Origin of the sequence: Pusillimonas sp. (assembly GCF_035515275.1) — a bacterium.
Taxonomy (GTDB): Bacteria; Pseudomonadota; Gammaproteobacteria; order Burkholderiales; family Burkholderiaceae_B; genus Pusillimonas.
Genome location: NZ_DATJBQ010000133.1, coordinates 1 through 17,337, shown reverse-complemented (window position 1 = coordinate 17,337; position 17,337 = coordinate 1). Strand labels below are relative to the sequence as shown.

The 17,337-nt window shown below is 59.6% G+C and carries 16 protein-coding genes; 13 read left to right on the top strand and 3 right to left on the bottom strand.

Annotated elements, in window-relative coordinates; all coding sequences use genetic code 11:
- The 5 genes from VL003_RS09790 to VL003_RS09770 all read left to right on the top strand — a co-directional run.
- On the top strand, positions 1–1,263 hold a 1,263-nt coding region (locus VL003_RS09790), incomplete at its 5' end, for an MFS transporter (RefSeq protein ID WP_325441979.1).
- A 63-nt stretch (positions 1,264–1,326) separates the two neighbouring features.
- On the top strand, positions 1,327–3,306 hold the full coding sequence (gene acs, locus VL003_RS09785) for an acetate--CoA ligase (protein WP_325441977.1): 1,980 nt from the start codon (positions 1,327–1,329) through the stop codon (positions 3,304–3,306).
- A gap of 86 nt (positions 3,307–3,392) precedes the next feature.
- The gene (locus VL003_RS09780) at positions 3,393–4,271 is read left to right on the top strand and encodes a DMT family transporter (protein ID WP_325441975.1); all 879 of its coding nucleotides are present in this window, start codon (positions 3,393–3,395) and stop codon (positions 4,269–4,271) included.
- A 243-nt stretch (positions 4,272–4,514) separates the two neighbouring features.
- On the top strand, positions 4,515–5,162 hold the full coding sequence (locus tag VL003_RS09775; RefSeq protein WP_325441973.1) for a carbonic anhydrase: 648 nt from the start codon (positions 4,515–4,517) through the stop codon (positions 5,160–5,162).
- Positions 5,163–5,185: 23 nt separating this feature from the next.
- A complete protein-coding gene (locus VL003_RS09770) occupies positions 5,186–5,344 on the top strand; it encodes a hypothetical protein (RefSeq protein ID WP_325441971.1) in 159 nt (52 codons plus the stop codon).
- Between the two features lie 74 nt (positions 5,345–5,418).
- On the opposite strand, the gene VL003_RS09765 is transcribed toward VL003_RS09770, so the two are convergent.
- On the bottom strand, positions 5,419–7,065 hold the full coding sequence (locus VL003_RS09765; RefSeq protein WP_325441969.1) for an electron transfer flavoprotein-ubiquinone oxidoreductase: 1,647 nt from the start codon (positions 7,063–7,065) through the stop codon (positions 5,419–5,421).
- A gap of 208 nt (positions 7,066–7,273) precedes the next feature.
- Here VL003_RS09765 and VL003_RS09760 point away from each other — a divergent pair, with 208 nt between their 5' ends.
- The 8 genes from VL003_RS09760 to ftsB all read left to right on the top strand — a co-directional run bounded on the left by VL003_RS09760 (position 7,274) and on the right by ftsB (position 15,520).
- Positions 7,274–7,726, top strand: coding sequence for an acyl-CoA thioesterase (locus VL003_RS09760; protein ID WP_325441967.1), 453 nt, complete (start codon positions 7,274–7,276; stop codon positions 7,724–7,726).
- 116 nt (positions 7,727–7,842) lie between these two features.
- A complete protein-coding gene (locus VL003_RS09755) occupies positions 7,843–8,541 on the top strand; it encodes a CoA transferase subunit A (protein ID WP_325441965.1) in 699 nt (232 codons plus the stop codon).
- 12 nt (positions 8,542–8,553) lie between these two features.
- Positions 8,554–9,207 (top strand): 3-oxoacid CoA-transferase subunit B, encoded by a 654-nt coding sequence (locus VL003_RS09750; protein WP_325441963.1) that lies wholly within the window; start codon positions 8,554–8,556, stop codon positions 9,205–9,207.
- A gap of 92 nt (positions 9,208–9,299) precedes the next feature.
- Complete coding sequence (locus VL003_RS09745; RefSeq protein ID WP_325441961.1) at positions 9,300–11,090, top strand: aminopeptidase P family protein; 1,791 nt, start codon at positions 9,300–9,302, stop codon at positions 11,088–11,090.
- A 66-nt stretch (positions 11,091–11,156) separates the two neighbouring features.
- The gene (gene pyrG, locus VL003_RS09740) at positions 11,157–12,821 is read left to right on the top strand and encodes a CTP synthase (protein WP_325441959.1); all 1,665 of its coding nucleotides are present in this window, start codon (positions 11,157–11,159) and stop codon (positions 12,819–12,821) included.
- On the top strand, positions 12,818–13,669 hold the full coding sequence (gene kdsA, locus VL003_RS09735) for a 3-deoxy-8-phosphooctulonate synthase (protein WP_325441957.1): 852 nt from the start codon (positions 12,818–12,820) through the stop codon (positions 13,667–13,669). The genes pyrG and kdsA overlap by 4 nt, the downstream gene beginning before the upstream one ends.
- Positions 13,670–13,864: 195 nt before the next feature.
- Positions 13,865–15,151 (top strand): phosphopyruvate hydratase, encoded by a 1,287-nt coding sequence (gene eno, locus VL003_RS09730; protein WP_325441956.1) that lies wholly within the window; start codon positions 13,865–13,867, stop codon positions 15,149–15,151.
- A gap of 39 nt (positions 15,152–15,190) precedes the next feature.
- Positions 15,191–15,520 (top strand): cell division protein FtsB, encoded by a 330-nt coding sequence (ftsB, locus tag VL003_RS09725; protein WP_325441954.1) that lies wholly within the window; start codon positions 15,191–15,193, stop codon positions 15,518–15,520.
- Here ftsB and VL003_RS09720 read toward each other — a convergent pair.
- Positions 15,517–16,491 carry a TadE/TadG family type IV pilus assembly protein gene (locus VL003_RS09720; RefSeq protein WP_325441951.1) on the bottom strand — a complete coding sequence of 325 codons (975 nt, stop codon included), beginning with the start codon at positions 16,489–16,491 and terminating at the stop codon, positions 15,517–15,519. The genes ftsB and VL003_RS09720 overlap by 4 nt on opposite strands.
- 111 nt (positions 16,492–16,602) lie before the next feature.
- The coding region (gene hslO / locus VL003_RS09715; RefSeq protein WP_325441949.1) for an Hsp33 family molecular chaperone HslO at positions 16,603–17,337 on the bottom strand (735 nt) is incomplete at its 5' end.

Here is a 17,337-nt window from a genome sequence, read left to right as displayed (position 1 = left end):
CCGGGCGTAAAGCGTCGCGAGGTTTGGGCCTGGGCGATGTACGACTTTGCCAACTCCGGCTACACCACTGTTGTCATCACTACCGTCTTCAGCACGTACTTTGTGGGCGTGGTCGCCGAGGGGCGTTCGTGGGGCACCCTGGCCTTTACCCTGGCCTTGTCCCTCTCTTATATGGCGGTCATGTTCAGCATGCCCGCGTTGGGTGCACGTGCTGATGCTCGCGCCCGAAAGCGGCGCCTGTTGTTTACCAGCACTGTCGGCTGTGTCATTGCCACCGCCTTGCTGGCCTTGGTTGGGCCCAACGATATCGCTCTGGCCATGGTGTTGCTGGCCGCCTCTAATTATTGTTATTGCGTCGGCGAGTCTGTGGTGGCCGCTTTCCTGCCCGAAATAGCCCGCCCCGAAGCCCTGGGCCGAGTGTCGGGATGGGGTTGGGGGTTTGGATATTTCGGCGGCATGCTGACCTTGGGGCTTTCACTGGCATTGGTGAGATGGGCCTCGGCCCAGGGGGCTCAGGCGCATCAGTACGTGCCGTACGTCATGCTGCTTACGGCGCTTTTGTTTTCCGTAGCGGCCGTGCCGTCGTTTTTGCTTTTGCGTGAACGCAGCGCCCCCAATAATCGCCCGGCTGTGGGCTGGGCCAGGCGCCTGATCAACGCCTGGCACGAAACCGGCGTGCATTTTTCCGATTTTCGCCTGCTGCTTGTTTGCGGTGCCTTCTATCACGCGGGAATCTCGGTGGTGGTCACCCTTGCGGCTGTCTACGCCAACCAGGCCATGGGTTTCACCATGGCCCAGACCATGGTGCTGGTCTTTACGGTCAATATCGCGGCGGCGGCCGGCGCATTGTTGTTCGGTCATTTTCAAGACAAGGCGGGACATAAAAGAGCGCTGACCATCACCCTGTGGGGGTGGGTCGTCATGGTGCTGGTGGCCTATTCCGCCATACAGGTATGGGTGTTCTGGGTCGCCGCTGCGTTAGCCGGACTATGCATGGGAACGAGCCAAAGCGCGGGCCGTGCCATGGTGGGCGGTCTGGCCCCCAGCGGACGCCTGGCCGAGTTCTATTCACTCTGGACATTCGCCACCCAGTTGGCAGCCGTCGTGGGGCCGCTCAGCTACGGCCTTGTCACCTGGATCACAGGCGGCAACCATCGTCTGGCGCTACTTATCACTGGTCTGTTCTTCATTGCGGGGTTGCTGGTATTGGCGCGTATGGACTTTGCGCGAGGCGCCCGGGTGCGCGATACTGTACAGATGTAAGCGTCCAGTCAGAACAGGCGGTTATTAACTACCTCAGGACAACAACCAATATAGGAGTCAGTCATGTCTAGTGCGATCGAATCAGTCCTGATCGAGAAACGCGTGTTTCCGCCTTCAAAGGCGCTTGTCGAGCAGGCCAATATATCGGGCATGGACGCTTATCAGGCTTTGTGCAAAGAGGCCGAGACATCTCCTGATGAATTCTGGGGGCGCCTCGCGCGCGAAGAACTCGTCTGGACCAAGCCGTTTTCGCAGGTTCTCGACGACTCGGACGCGCCGTTCTACAAATGGTTCGCCGACGGCGAGCTGAACGTGTCCGCCAACTGCCTGGATAAGCATCTCGGTACCCCGACGGCCGACAAAACCGCCATTATTTTCGAGGCGGACGACGGCAAGGTGACCAAGGTCAGCTATCGCGAACTGTACGCACGCGTGTGCGAGTTCGCCAACGGCCTGAAGTCGCTTGGGTACCAGGCGGGCGAGCGAGCCATTATCTATTTGCCCATGTCCATCGAGGCCGTGGTGGCGATGCAGGCTTGCGCCCGCCTGGGCATTATTCATTCTGTTGTGTTCGGCGGCTTTTCGGCCAAAAGCCTGAACGACCGTATTGTCGATGTTGGCGCAACCCTGGTCATCACGGCCGACGAGCAGATGCGCGGCGGCCGCAGTATTCCGCTCAAGCCGGCGGTTGACGAGGCTTTTGACATGGGCGGCTGCGAAGCCGTCAGCAAGGTTATTGTGTATCGCCGCACAGGCGGCGCGATCGAGTGGACAGAAGGCCGTGACGTCTGGATGCACGACGTGTGCGCCGGCCAACCCCAATGCTGTGACCCTGTGCCGGTCAATGCCGAGCATCCCTTGTTCATTCTTTATACCTCGGGTTCAACGGGCAAGCCCAAGGGGGTGCAGCATTCGTCGGGCGGCTATTTGTTGTGGGCACTATTGACCACACGCTGGACCTTCGACGCCAAAGACAGTGATGTTTACTGGTGCACCGCTGATGTGGGCTGGGTGACCGGCCATACCTATATTACATACGGGCCCCTGGCCGCCGGTCTGACTCAGGTGGTGTTCGAAGGCGTGCCCACCTACCCCGATGCGGGTCGCTTCTGGGAAATGATCCAACGCCACAAGGTCACGGTGTTTTACACGGCGCCTACAGCCATTCGTTCGTTAACCAAGGCAGCCGAAAGCACGCCCGAAGTTCATCCCCGCCAATACGACCTTAGCAGCTTGCGGATCATCGGCTCGGTAGGTGAGCCCATTAACCCCGAGGCGTGGATGTGGTACTACAAGAACGTGGGCGGCGAGCGTTGCCCGGTGCTTGATACATGGTGGCAGACTGAAACCGGCGCTCACATGATTACACCATTGCCGGGGGTCACCCCCTTGAAACCGGGGTCCTGCACGTTGCCGTTGCCTGGCATTGCCGCGGCCATCGTCGACGAGGCGGGCCACGACGTTCAGCCGGGCACCGGGGGCTTCCTGGCTGTCAAGCGCCCGTGGCCGGGCATGATCCGCGCCGTGTGGGGCGATCCCGAGCGGTTCAAAAGCAGTTATTTTCCGCCTGAACTCCAGGGTTATTACCTGGCCGGCGATAGTGCGCAGCGCGATGCCGACGGTTATTTCTGGATTATGGGCCGCGTCGACGACGTGCTGAACGTGTCGGGTCATCGTCTGGGCACCATGGAGGTCGAATCGGCACTGGTCGCTCACCCAATGGTGGCTGAGGCGGCTGTGGTGGGGCGCCCTGATGCCACCACGGGCGAAGCGGTTGTGGCATTTGTAGTATTGAATCGCGACCTGCCCGAAGGCGAAGAGGCGGTCGCCATTGCCAAGCAATTGCGCGATTGGGTGGCCCAAGAGATCGGTCCCATCGCCAAGCCGCGCGACATCCGCTTTGGCGAGAACCTGCCTAAAACCCGTTCGGGCAAGATCATGCGGCGCTTGCTGCGGGTGGTTGCCAAGGGCGAAGAGGTCACCCAAGACGTCTCCACCCTCGAGAACCCAGCAATTCTGGGGCAATTGTCGCAGTCGGTTTAGTGGTACGCCGTTTCTAACGTCAGGCCGGGCGGCTTCGCTGCCCGGCCTGAAGCTTATGTGCAGGCGTCTTTTTAGCGGAGCGAAATTTGAGCAGAAGTCAGGTGGATCACGTTGCTTTGTTGTTGATGGCATTGACGATCGCAATCTGGGGCAGCGGCTGGGTGATCATGAAGGGGTTGGTTCCCTATATCGGCCCGTTCGATCTGGTTGTTCTGCGATATGCCCTGGGCTTTCTGACCTTGCTGGCCATTGTGCTGGTCATGAGGCGGTCGCTTGCATTTCCGCCCTTTTGGCTGACCATCGGGGTAGCGGCGTTTCAAACCACGGCATACCAATGTCTGGTGCAAATGGCGCTGATCGCCGGGGGCACCGGCCGTGTGGTCATGGTGGCCTACACGATGCCGTTCTGGGTGGCGCTGTTTGCGTGGTTGTTGCTGGGCGACCGACCCACCCGGCGACACTGGGTCGGTTTTGCGCTGTCTGCCGTGGGGCTGCTTGCGGTGGTCAGCCCCTGGCAAGGGCTGGGCGGCATCGGCAGCACGCTGCTTGCATTGGCGGGGGGCGCGTGCTGGGCGTTGGGCATGGTGTTTAGCAAGATGATGTTCCAGCGCCATCGGCCCGATGTATTGGGCCTGACGATGTGGTTGATGTTGTTGGGTACGTTGATGACCCTGCCTTTTGCCGGGCTCATGCCCCAGCCGTCCGTTGTATGGAACCTTGAAACGGTTCTGGGCATTGTGTACCTGGGGGTTTTGGCTTCTGCAGCGGCCTGGGCCTTGTGGATGCTGGTGGTGCGACGCGTGGCCCCGACCGTTGCCGCCATGTCGGGTCTGGGCGTGCCCGTGTTGGCCATAGTTTTGGCCTGGATTCTGTTGAATGAACAACCGACCAACATCGAGTTGGTCGGCATGGTTTTGATGCTGGCCGGATTGGTGGTGGTAACGCTGGCGCCGATTCGCCGCTAGCCTGGCAGGGGTCAGCCTTGTCATGCTGGCGGCTGTTCCATTCGAGTTTTCGGGAGCCGGGGACGAAACCAGTTTGCACGCAGTGCTTTTTATTGTTCGAAGGTACTAACTATAATGCTATAGGTACAAATACCAGCATTCGATCGTCAGGATTAACATAATACCTATGGCGCCCGGCACGAGAGATCGGGCGTTTGCAAAGTGGCCGCTTGGCCAAGTCAAACGAACAAAAAAAGGAATCTCATGTTGCCCGAACGCTTAGCAGTCGGTTATAAAAATTTTCTCGAAGGCCGGTTTCAGACAGAGAGCAGGCGCTACGAAAGCCTGGCGCAACAAGGGCAAAAACCCCAGATCATGCTGATCGGATGCTGCGACTCACGTGTCTCGCCGGAAGTGATCTTCGATGCAGGCCCTGGTGAAATGTTCGTGGTCCGTAATGTTGCCAATCTGGTTCCCCCTTGCGACCCCGATGCCGAAACCTCACATCACGGCACCAGTTCGGCCATCGAGTTCGGCGTCAATGGCTTGAAGGTCAAACACATTGTGGTGCTGGGGCACGCGGCATGCGGCGGCATTAGTGCGTTTCACGACAAGCCCGAACCGCTCAGTCAGGGCGATTTCATCCGCAAGTGGATGGCGCAAATAGAACCTGTGGCAGAGCGTTTGGGTCCGTCGACGGGTGATCGCGATGCCGACCTCAAACGTCTTGAATTGGCCGTGGTCGAAGAAAGCCTCAACAACCTGCTTACTTTCCCCTTCGTGCGGCAAGCAGTAGAGCGAGGTGAGCTTGAGTTGCATGGCGCGTACTTCGGCGTGGCAACCGGGCTTTTGTTTTTGCGCGATCCAAAGTCAGGAAAATTCAAGGCAGTAACGGAAGAAGACGTCTGCTAAGGTTGTAGGCGAGCGGTGCCGCCATGGCCAGCATTCACATCAAAGGCTCGATACACGAACAGCATCGCGATGAACTCACGAAGCAAACGGCCCTGGCGGTACTCGACGAACTGCGCGGCACTGTAGTCATGAAGGCGCACGAAACCATGGCCTTCAGTATGGCCGACCCCGAGACGGCGTAGGCTGCGTTGCAGCCTGCAAGCAGCAGCGCGCGTTTCAAGCTGCCAGTTACCTGGTTGAAACGCGCGCTACGGATCTACATGCCGTTGTAGACCGGCCCCTCGCCCCCTTGTGGGGCAACCCACACGATATTTTGCGTGGGGTCCTTGATGTCGCAGGTTTTGCAATGCACACAGTTCTGCGCATTGATCTGCAGGCGGTCTTCACCGTTGTCGTCTTTAACAAATTCGTATACCGCCGCCGGGCAATAGCGCGCCTCGGGTCCGGCGTACTTGGCCAGGTTGACCGACACCGGAACGGCAGGGTCTTTCAGGGTCAGGTGAACGGGTTCGTCTTCTTCGTGGTTGGTGTTTGAAATGAACACCGAGCTCAGGCGATCGAACGTGAGCTTGCCGTCGGGTTTGGGATAGTCGATGCGGGCGCATTCGGCGGCAGGCTGCAAACAGGCGTGGTCGGGTTTGCTGTGGCGGATGGTCCAGGGCATTTTGCCTCGGAACAGCCACTGTTCGATGCCGGTCATCAGGGTACCGATGGTGCGGCCTTTCTTGAACCACTGCTTGAAGTTGCGCGATTTATTCAGTTCGGCGTGCAGCCACGATTGTTCGAAGGCTTGTGCGAAGGAGGTCAGTTCGTCGTGGCTGCGTTCGGCCGTAAGCGCCTCGAACGCGGCCTCGGCGGCCATGGCCCCACTCTTGATCGCCGCGTGGCTGCCCTTGATGCGCGAGGCATTCAGAAAGCCCGCCTCGCAGCCCACCATGGCGCCACCCGGGAAGGTAAGCTTGGGCAACGAAAGCAGGCCGCCGGCGGTTAACGAACGAGCGCCGTAGGCGATGCGTTTTCCGCCTTCGAATGTGCTGCGAATGGCGGGGTGAGTTTTGTATCGCTGAAATTCTTCAAAAGGCGACAGCCAGGGGTTGGCGTAATCAAGGCCGACCACCAGGCCAACCGCCACCAGGTTGTCGGACAAGTGATACAAGAACGAGCCGCCGTAGGTGTCGGAATCGAGCGGCCAGCCCGAGGTGTGCACCACCAGGCCGGGCTGCGATTGCGCCGGGTCGACCTCCCACATTTCTTTGATGCCTATCGCGTAGCTTTGCGGGTCGCGGCCTTGATCCAGCTTGTAGCGGGAAATTAGCTGGCGCCCCAAATGGCCGCGAGAGCCCTCTGCGAAGATGGTGTAGCGGGCGTGCAGCTCCATGCCGGGCTGGTAGTTGGCCGTGTGCGAGCCGTCGCGTGCCACGCCCATGTCGCCCGTGGCCACCCCCTTAACCGCACCGCTGTCGGTGTACAGAATTTCGGCAGCCGCAAACCCGGGGAAGATCTCGACACCCAGCGCTTCGGCCTGTTCGCCCAGCCAACGGGTGACGTCGCCCAGTCGCACCACATAGTTGCCGTGGTTCTGGAAGCATTCGGGCAATAGCCAGTTGGGTGTCGACCGTGAACCGTTGGGGGTCAGGAACAGAAACTTGTCTTCGGTTACGGGCACGTTCAAGGGCGCGCCTTTTTCTTTCCAGTCGGGAATAAGTTCGGTCAGCGCCTTGGGGTCCATGACCGCACCGGAAAGGATGTGTGCACCGACCTCGGCTCCTTTTTCCAGCACACAGACGCTGATCTCGCTTTGCCGTTGCTCGGCCAGCTGTTTGAGGCGGATGGCGGTAGCCAGGCCTGCGGGCCCGGCTCCGACGATGACTACGTCGTATTCCATTGATTCGCGCTCGGCCATGAGTATGGATCTCCCGTATTTAATGTTCTGTTCCGTGACGAGGACGCCCGGGGCGGCATGCCGCCTGGTTTATATAGCGTGACTGAATAGTAGTTAAGGCCGATTGTATTGCAGACGCGCGCCTTGTGGCCCGCAATGCGGGTCGGCGGCCGCGATGCTTGCCGTTATACTTGGTGTTCTTTGTTTCCCGCCGCAAAAGAGCGCCGCCATGTTGCAACACGCTGCATCCGCTACACCTCAGATTGGGCATGTTTTTGAATGCGTGATTCCGGTCCGTTGGGGTGACCAGGACGCCCTTGGTCACGTCAACAACACCCTGTACCTGAAATACTGCGAAGAAGCCCGCGCCCAGCTCTACACCTGCGCCGGCTATATGGTGCCTGGCGAACGCGAAGCGGTGCTGGTGCATGTTTCCTGCGATTTTCTCAAGCCGCTTATGTATCCGGCCACCGTTGTGCTGCGTTTTGTATTCACACGGCTGGGCCGTTCCAGCATGGAGTACGATTTTGTCATCGAGCGCCAGGACGAACCGGGGGTGGTCTATGCGCATGGCAAGAACATTACTGTCAATACCGACCCCGCCACGGGCAAGTCCTGCGCCTGGACTGCACAAGAACTCAACAATTTCGCCCGGTGCTTCGTCGCCGCAGCCGCCCCATGAAAGTAGGGGGCAGCAAGCCGCAGGCGCAGCGTGGGGGCATTTCTACTTTTTTTTGTTAACCGCCTCACGTCCGGTGTCACGCACCGGCGTTGTGGGCGAAACTTTGGGATGGAGTGATGGATAAAGTCTATACAAACGCCACAGAAGCGTTGAAAGGCATTGTGGCCGACGGGCAGACCATTGCCGTAGGGGGCTTTGGCTTATGCGGTATTCCCGATCTGCTGATCGAGGCGCTGCGCGATTCGAACGTTCAGAACCTGACATGCATCAGCAATAACGCCGGCGTAGACGGTCTGGGCCTTGGTCAGTTGCTGACCACGCGTCAGATCAAAAAAATGATCTCGTCGTATGTGGGTGAAAACAAGGAATTCGAGCGCCAATACCTGGCAGGCGAACTCGAACTCGAGTTCACGCCCCAGGGTACGCTGGCCGAGAAGCTGCGCGCCGGCGGCGCCGGCATTCCGGCATTCTTTACCCGTACAGGTGTGGGCACCCTGGTTGCCGAGGGCAAAGAGGTGCGCGAATTCGACGGCGATCAATATGTGCTCGAGCGCTCTTTGACGCCCGATGTTTCGCTGGTCAAGGCCTATATGGCCGACCGCAGCGGCAACCTGATCTTTCGTAAAACCGCGCGCAACTTCAATCCCAACGTGGCCATGGCGGGCAAGACCACAATTGTCGAGGTTGAAAAATTGGTCGGGACCGGAGAAATCGACCCCGATCAGGTACATCTGCCGGGCATTTATGTGCACCGAATCGTACTGAACGAAGACCCCGCCAAGCACATCGAGCACCGCACCGTGCGCAACGCCTAAGGAGACCAGAAAATGGCTTGGAATCGAGATGAAATGGCTGCGCGCGCCGCGCGTGAGCTGCAAGACGGTTTTTATGTAAACCTGGGTATCGGCATGCCCACCCTGGTGGCCAACCATGTTCCGCCCGGTGTCGAGGTGTGGCTGCAGTCTGAAAATGGCTTATTGGGCATTGGCCCGTTTCCTACCGAAGAGCAAATCGACGCTGACCTGATCAACGCCGGCAAGCAAACAGTGACGACGCTGCCGGGTTCGTCGTTTTTTTCATCGGCAGACTCGTTTGCGATGATACGCGGCGGCAAGATCAACCTGGCCATTCTGGGGGCCATGCAGGTCTCCGAGAAGGGCGACCTGGCCAATTGGATGATTCCCGGAAAAATGATCAAGGGTATGGGCGGTGCCATGGATCTGGTGGCCGGCGTGGGCAAGGTGGTCATTTTAATGGACCACGTCGCCCGCAAGAAAGACGGCACTGAAGACTTCAAGCTGTTGCCTGAGTGCACCTTGCCGCTTACCGGCGTGGGGGTGGTCGACCTGATCATCACCGACCTGGGCGTCATGGAGGTTACCGACAATGGTCTGAAGCTCGTCGAGGTCGCTCCGGGCGTCACCGTCGAAGAAATTCAGGCCAAGACCAAAGCCAGGCTCGACGTCTCCGCCGTTGCTTAAGCCGGTCTAGCCTGGGTACGCCCAATTGGTTTTCTACAGCGTCTATTTGCGAGAATGGGCGCTGTATTCGTTTTATCAAGGTAGATGTCATTATGGTTCCGTCCGTTTATGCCGACCGTATCAATGCCCTGCGCCAAGCCATGGCTGATCAGGGCGTCGACGCTTGCGTCGTGCTCTCGTCTGACCCGCACCTGTCCGAGTACCTTCCCGAGCATTGGCAGGCGCGTGCCTGGCTCAGCGGTTTCCAGGGCTCGGCGGGGACCTTGGTGGTCACAGCATCGTTTGCAGGGCTTTGGACCGACAGTCGCTATTGGGAGCAAGCCGTGGGCGATCTGGCCGGTACCGGCATCGAAACCATGCGGGCAGGCGCTGACGATGTGCCCGGCATTGTGCCTTGGCTGGCGGCGCAGTTGCCGCCGGCCGCCCGCGTAGCCGTGCACGGCCTGACCCTTAATATGCAAACGCATGAAACCTGGCAGGCCGACCTGGCCGCCAAGGGCATCGAACTGCTTACCGACATTGACCTGCCGGGCAAGGTGTGGCCCGACCGACCGGCCTTGCCCGCTTCGGTCATGTACGAACACCTGCCGCCCTTTGCCTGCCGAACCCGCAGCGAAAATCTGGTGGCTGTGCGTCAGGCCATGGCCCGTGAAGGGGTGGCCTGGCATTGGGTCTCTTCCCTGGACGATATTGCCTGGATGCTGAATCTGCGGGGTAGCGATGTTTCGTACAACCCGGTCTTCATGGCTCATGCTTTGGTGGGGCTGGAACACATCGTGCTATTCGTCGATGCCTCTCGCATCGAGCCGACCTTGCAAAAGCGGCTTGCCCAGGACGGTGTGCAACTTCGACCCTACGCCGAAGCAGCACAAGGTTTGGCGGGCGTATCCGCTGATCAGAAGATTCTGGTTGATCCGGTGCGCACCACGGTGGGCATCACGCAGCATGCCGTGGCGGGCCTGGTCCAGGCGGTTAACCCATCTCATATGCTCAAGGCCTGCAAAACCGATGCCGAGCTTGCCAATGTGCGCGGTGCCATGGAGCAAGACGGTGCGGCCCTGTGCGAGTTCTTTGCCTGGTTCGAGTCCGCCCTGGGCAAAGAGCGTATTACCGAACTGACCATTGATGAAAAGATCACGCAAGCGCGGGCTCGGCGCGAGCATTTCGTTTCGCCCAGTTTTTCCACCATCGCCGCCTACAACGCCAATGGCGCCATGCCGCACTACCATGCAACGCCGCAATCGCATGCCGCCATCGAAGGCAACGGCCTGCTTCTCATCGATTCAGGCGGGCAATACCTGGGCGGCACGACCGACATCACCCGGGTGGTGCCTGTGGGCCAGGTCAGCGCAGAGCAAAAACACGACTACACCGTGGTGCTCAAAGGCATGATCGCGCTGTCGCAGGCGGTGTTTCCGCTAGGCGTACCCGCGCCGGTGCTCGACGCCTTCGCGCGCGGGCCCATATGGCAGGCACTGGCCGACTTTGGCCATGGCACGGGTCATGGCGTGGGGTATTTTCTGAATGTGCACGAGGGGCCGCAATCGATTTCATATCGCACCCCCATCAAGGCTGCGATGGCCATGCAGCCGGGCATGATCACCTCTAACGAGCCTGGTCTGTACCGACCCGGCAAGTGGGGCATTCGTATCGAAAACCTGGTGGCCAATCGCGAGGCGGGCACCTCAGAGTTTGGCCGCTTCTTGCAGTTTGAAACCCTTACCCTATGCCCCATTGATACGCGCTGCGTGCAGCCCGAGCTGCTTAGCGACGGCGAACGGCGCTGGCTCAACGAGTATCACCGGCACGTGCGCGAGCGTCTCGAGCCGCTTGTACACGGGCTTGCCAAGGCTTGGCTGATTGAACGAACGCAGGCCTTATAGGCCGGCCGGCTCTCGGCTATAATTCTAATTTCCCGCTCATGCCCGGTGGCCCCGGGCGCCAATCACATGACCAAATATGTATTTGTCACGGGTGGGGTGGTGTCCTCTCTCGGTAAGGGCATTGCTGCTGCTTCATTGGCCGCCATCCTCGAATCGCGCGGCCTGCGTGTCACCCTTCTTAAGCTCGACCCTTATATCAACGTTGATCCGGGCACCATGAGCCCGTTTCAACATGGCGAGGTCTTCGTCACCGAAGACGGCGCCGAAACCGACCTTGATCTGGGTCACTACGAGCGCTTCATCTCGGCCCGGATGCGCAAGTTCAATAACTTCACCACCGGCCAGATCTACGAGTCCGTACTGCGCAAAGAGCGGCGAGGCGATTACCTGGGCAAGACCGTTCAGGTCATTCCGCATATCACCAACGAAATCCAGGAGTTCATCGCGCGTGGAGCCAATGCGGCCTGGAACGGCGAAACCGATGTGGCCATTGTCGAGATCGGCGGCACCGTGGGCGACATCGAATCGTTGCCGTTTCTGGAAGCCGCGCGCCAAATGAGCCTGCGCCTGGGGCGCAACAATGCGGCCTTCGTGCACCTGACACTGGTGCCTTATATTGCCTCGGCCGGCGAGCTCAAAACCAAGCCCACCCAGCATTCGGTTCAAAAGCTGCGCGAGATCGGCATCTACCCGCACGCTTTGCTGTGCCGCGCCGACCGCCCCGTACCTGACGACGAGCGGGCAAAAATCTCGCTCTTCTCGAACGTGCCGCTGGATGCCGTTATTTCCGTGTGGGACGCCGATTCCATCTATCAGATTCCGTCCATGCTGCACAAGCAAGGGCTGGATAACCTGGTGTGCGACGCCTTGGCCCTGTCTCCGCCGCCGGCCGACCTTACCGTCTGGGATCGCCTGGTCGATGCCATCGAACATCCCAAGCATCAGGTGCGCATCGGCATGGTGGGTAAATACGTCGACCTTACCGAATCGTACAAGTCGCTGTCCGAAGCGCTTGTACATGCGGGCATCCATACCCATTCTCATGTCTGCATTGAGTACATCGACTCTGAAAGCATCGAGTCCGAAGGCACTGAATGCCTCGAGCACCTCGATGCCGTTCTGGTACCGGGTGGTTTCGGCAAGCGCGGCACCGAGGGCAAGATCGCGGCCATTCGCTACGCCCGCGAAAACGGCGTGCCCTACCTGGGTATCTGTTTGGGCATGCAGCTGGCCGTTATCGAATTTGCGCGCAACGTTGCGGGGCTTGCAGAAGCCAACAGCACCGAGTTCAACCCGGCTACGCCGCATCCGGTTGTGGCCCTCATTACCGAATGGCAAGACCGCGAGGGTCAAATCGAGCGGCGAGATTCTGCTTCTGACCTGGGCGGCACCATGCGCAAGGGGGCACAGCGCTGTCCGGTCAAACCTGGCACGCGTGCGCATGCCATCTACGGCGACGAGGTCTACGAGCGGCATCGTCACCGCTACGAAGTCAATAACGCCTACGTGCCTCGGCTGGAATCAGCCGGCATGGTGATCAGCGCCCGCACGCCTACCGAGCAATTACCCGAAATCATGGAGCTGCCTCAGCATTCCTGGTTCATGGGCGTGCAGTTTCACCCCGAGTTCACCTCTACTCCACGCGACGGCCACCCGCTGTTCACCAGCTTCATCAATGCAGCACTTGAACGCCAGGCACAAACCGTACCCACGGAAAAGGTCTCTTCATGAAGCTGGGTGATTTCCATGTCGGGCTGGACCAGCCTTTTTTCCTGATTGCCGGCCCCTGCGTCATCGAGTCGCGTCAGCTCGCTTTCGATACGGCCGGCCGCCTGCAGGAAATCACACGCGAGCTCGGTATCCCGTTTATTTACAAAAGCTCGTTCGACAAGGCCAATCGCAGCTCGGGTGAGTCGTTTCGGGGGCCGGGCATGCAAGAAGGCCTGCAAATACTGGCCGACGTGAAAGCTCATTTCGGTGTGCCCGTGCTAACCGACGTGCATACGGTCGATCAGATAGACGAAGTGGCGGCTGCGGTCGATGTCTTGCAAACCCCGGCTTTTTTGTGTCGTCAGACCGACTTCATTCGTGCTTGTGCGGCTTCGCTCAAGCCGGTCAATATTAAAAAAGGCCAGTTCCTTGCGCCGCACGACATGTTGCAGGTGGTCAACAAGGCGCGGGCGGCCGCCATTGAAGCGGGCGGCGACGGCAGCAACATCATGGTGTGCGAGCGTGGTGCATCTTTTGGCTACAACAATTTGGTTTCCGACATGCGCTCTTTGGCGATCATGCGCGAAACTCAATGTCCAGTCGTGTTTGACGCCACCCATTCGGTCCAGCTTCCGGGCGGCCAGGGCACCAGCTCGGGCGGGCAAAGCGAGTTCGTGCCGGTGCTGGCACGCGCGGCCGTTGCAGTGGGCATATCCGGCTTGTTCATGGAAACCCACCCCGATCCCTCGAAGGCGCTGTCTGACGGACCCAATGCAGTGCCACTACAGCACATGCCTGCGCTGCTCAAATCGCTGGCCGAAATCGACCGGGTGGTCAAACAGCAGGGCGTGCTTGAAGGCTGGGCTTAGCGGCCCGGCGAGCCATTGCTTTTTGTTTGCGCTTGCGGGCTGTGCGCCCAGCCTATAAATTTATGCAAGAGCCTGAAACAGCTTGATTAGCCCCAGGCCTTTTGCACAGTACAATCGAAGTTTTTCGGCCGCCCGGCGGGCCTTGAGCCCGGGCCGGCAGCCCGTTCCAATTCATCTGGCAGGATATTCAATACTATGAGTGCAATCGTAGATATCATCGGGCGCGAAATTCTTGATTCGCGCGGCAACCCCACTGTCGAGTGCGATGTTTTGCTCGAGTCGGGAGCCATGGGCCGCGCGGCTGTGCCTTCGGGCGCGTCCACCGGGTCGCGTGAAGCCATCGAGTTGCGCGATGGTGATAAAAACCGTTACTTGGGCAAAGGGGTGTTGCGCGCCGTCGAGCACGTCAACACCGAAATCTCCGAAGCGCTGATGGGCCTTGACGCCCAGGAACAAACCTTTGTCGATCGCACCCTTATCGACCTCGACGGCACTGAATCTAAAGAGCGCCTGGGTGCCAATGCCATTTTGGCGGCCAGCATGGCCGTGGCGCGTGCCGCAGCCGACGACTCCGGCTTGTCGCTATACCGTTATTTTGGCGGCAGCGGCCCCCTGCAGATGCCGGTTCCCATGATGAACGTCATCAATGGCGGTGCACATGCCAACAACACGCTCGACATGCAAGAGTTCATGATCCTGCCAGTGGGTGCCACCAGCTTCCGCGAATCGCTGCGCATGGGCGCCGAGGTATTTCACGCACTTAAAAAACTTATTCACGACCAGGGCATGTCTACCGCCGTGGGCGACGAAGGCGGTTTCGCCCCCAACGTGGCCAACCACGAAGCGGCCATTCAGCTTATCTTGCAGGCGATCGAGCTAGCGGGTTACGAGGCGGGTTCGCAAATTGCGTTGGGGCTTGATTGCGCCAGCACCGAGTTCTATCGTGACGGCCGCTACCACCTGGCCGGTGAGGGCGGCGTGGCGCTGACCTCGCAAGACTTTGCCAACCTGCTTGCCACCTGGTGCGACAAATATCCCATCATCACCATCGAAGACGGCATGGCCGAAGACGACTGGGAAGGCTGGAAGGTGCTTTCCGATCAATTGGGTAAAAAGGTGCAGTTGGTGGGCGACGACCTGTTCGTCACTAACACCCGCATACTCAAGCAGGGCATCGAGCAGGGCATCGCCAACTCGATCCTGATCAAAATCAATCAGATCGGCACCCTTACCGAGACCTTCGCTGCCATTGAAATGGCCAAGCGCGCGGGCTACACCGCTGTAATCTCGCATCGTTCGGGCGAAACCGAAGACTCCACCATTGCTGATATTGCTGTGGCCACCAACGCCATGCAGATCAAGACCGGTTCACTGTCGCGCTCCGACCGAATGGCCAAGTACAACCAATTGCTGCGCATTGAAGAAGAGCTGGCAGAAGTCGCCAGCTACCCCGGGCGCGACGCTTTCTACAATCTGCGCTAATGCCTGAGCCCGCCCGGCAACGGGCGGGCCGTATCGATCATGCGGCTGCTACTGATTGTTCTGGTCTTGCTGACGGCCTTCATCCAATACCCCTTGTGGTTTGGAAAAGGCGGCTGGATGCGTGTACACGAACTTCAGTTGCAGATCGCGGCGCAAAACGAAATCAATGAGGCCCTGGTGGCGCGCAACAATGCGTTGGCCGCCGAAGTACAAGACCTTAAATCGGGTACACAGGCCATAGAAGAACGTGCGCGCGGCGAAATGGGCATGGTCAAAGAAGGCGAGGTTTTTGTACAACTGCTGGCGCCTAACGAAAAGCAACCGCAAATCACCAACAAGCGTCCGCCGGTCAAACAAAACAACCGTTAAACGGGTCCACAGCACAGCACGGTCCCACACAAAGCGTCGTCGGCTTCGGGCAGGCCAGGGGTGTCTGCAGCCCCTGCAGGGGGATGCGTGGGCAGCGGCTGGTCAGGTGTGGCGGCGTGTGCGGGGTGGTTTCCGGATGACGCTGCCGGCCCAAGGGAAATCGCTGTTTCGGGCCTGCCGCCCGGGCACCACAGGCCGCTGCAATAATCCATGTTTGCTGCGGGCGCCCCTGTGTGGGGCTCGAGCAGGTCGGCCGCCACGACCTTGGCATTGCGGCCCGGCCAAGCCACTGGGTGTGACTGCATGGTCAGTTGCAAGGTTTGCCGCAAGGGCAGATGGCCCCCCCTTAAAGCCTGGCGCGCATAGCCGCTTGAACCGGCCGACAGCAGTTGAAGCAGGGCGCTTACCCCGGGCACCAAAGGCTCGTGCATATAGCTCAGGTGCATCACCAGGTTGTTGGCTTCAAAAATTGTGGCGCCCGAGGCAGCGCCGCGTCCCTGGGGCAAGCCCTTTGACAGGTACTGCTCGTGCTGTTCGGCCTGATAACTGTTATTGATGGCGGGCAACCCTTCGGCGCCTGAAACACCAAGGCCGACAGAAGCAAAGTCCAGGAAAACCGCCGTGTTGGGCGTTTCAAGTCGAATCTGCCACGGAACCGTGCCGGTTGCGGCATGGCGTCGCTCAAATACCTGTTGCAAGCGCTGCAAGGCGGTTTGCCGTGATGTGGCAGGAAACAATGGTAGCAGGCCGCGTTCGAAAGCGGCTTCGATGGAAGCAGGGCGGGCGTGGTCGGTAATGCCTGCACGTCCTGCTTCGAGCAGCGCCAAGCTGATGGCCTGCCTGACAAAAAACCAATGGCTTAACTCGACGGCGCCCAGGCCGGCCAACAGCAGGGGTATGGCCACCAGCGTGAACTCGACCGCGCTTGTGCCAAGCTGGCGGCCGCCAGGGGTTGAAAGGCGACGGAGCATGCACGAAGTGTGGCCCTGTTACATGGCCCGCGTCGATTGTGGAAAATGCCCGTGATGCTTTTGTTCCGCCTCTGTCGTCGATGTCGGCCATGCTTGTCGGCCCCTTTTTCGCTAATGGATGGACCCGCCCCCCGAAGGGGGGGTGTCCTGGGGCTCGGTAAAGAGCCGGGCGCAATCAATGGCGTCGAATTGATAAGGCTTGCCGCAAAAATTGCACGAGACATCGATTTTCTCGCGTTGCGAAAGTATGTCTTCGATTTCTTCCTGGCCCAGCATGCGAAGCATATTGGCCACACGATCGCGTGTGCAAGGGCAGTGCCAGCGCACGGCCTGCGGCTCGAATGCCACCAGTGGCTCTTCCCAGTACAGCCGGTGGATCAGCGTGTCGATGTCCAGGTTCAGCAGTTCGTCGGTTTGCACGGTGGCGGCCAAGGCGACTGCTCTTTCCCAGGTATCGTGGTCGGGTCGGATCGACGATTCGGAACCGCCTTGCCCCGGGATGCGCTGAAGCAGCAAGCCCGAGGCGTGGTTGGCGTCGGCGCCGAGCCACAGACGCGTGTCAAGCTGCTCGGAGTTATGCATATAGTGTTCAAGCACCTCGGCTACGGTGTCGCCTTCGAGGGGAACCACGCCCTGATAGGGCTGCATGTCGGCGTTTCGACGCTGCGGATCGAGCACGACAATGAAACGCCCTTGCCCCTGGCTGTTAAGCAGGCTTTGCAGATTGCCGTTGCGAGGTATCGGCTGGCCTTCGCGCAGGCTGGCCGTGGCGCGTATGGTGAGGTCAGAGGTGCATTCGACCACGATCAATGCGATGGGGCCGTCGCCCTGTAGTTGCAACACAAG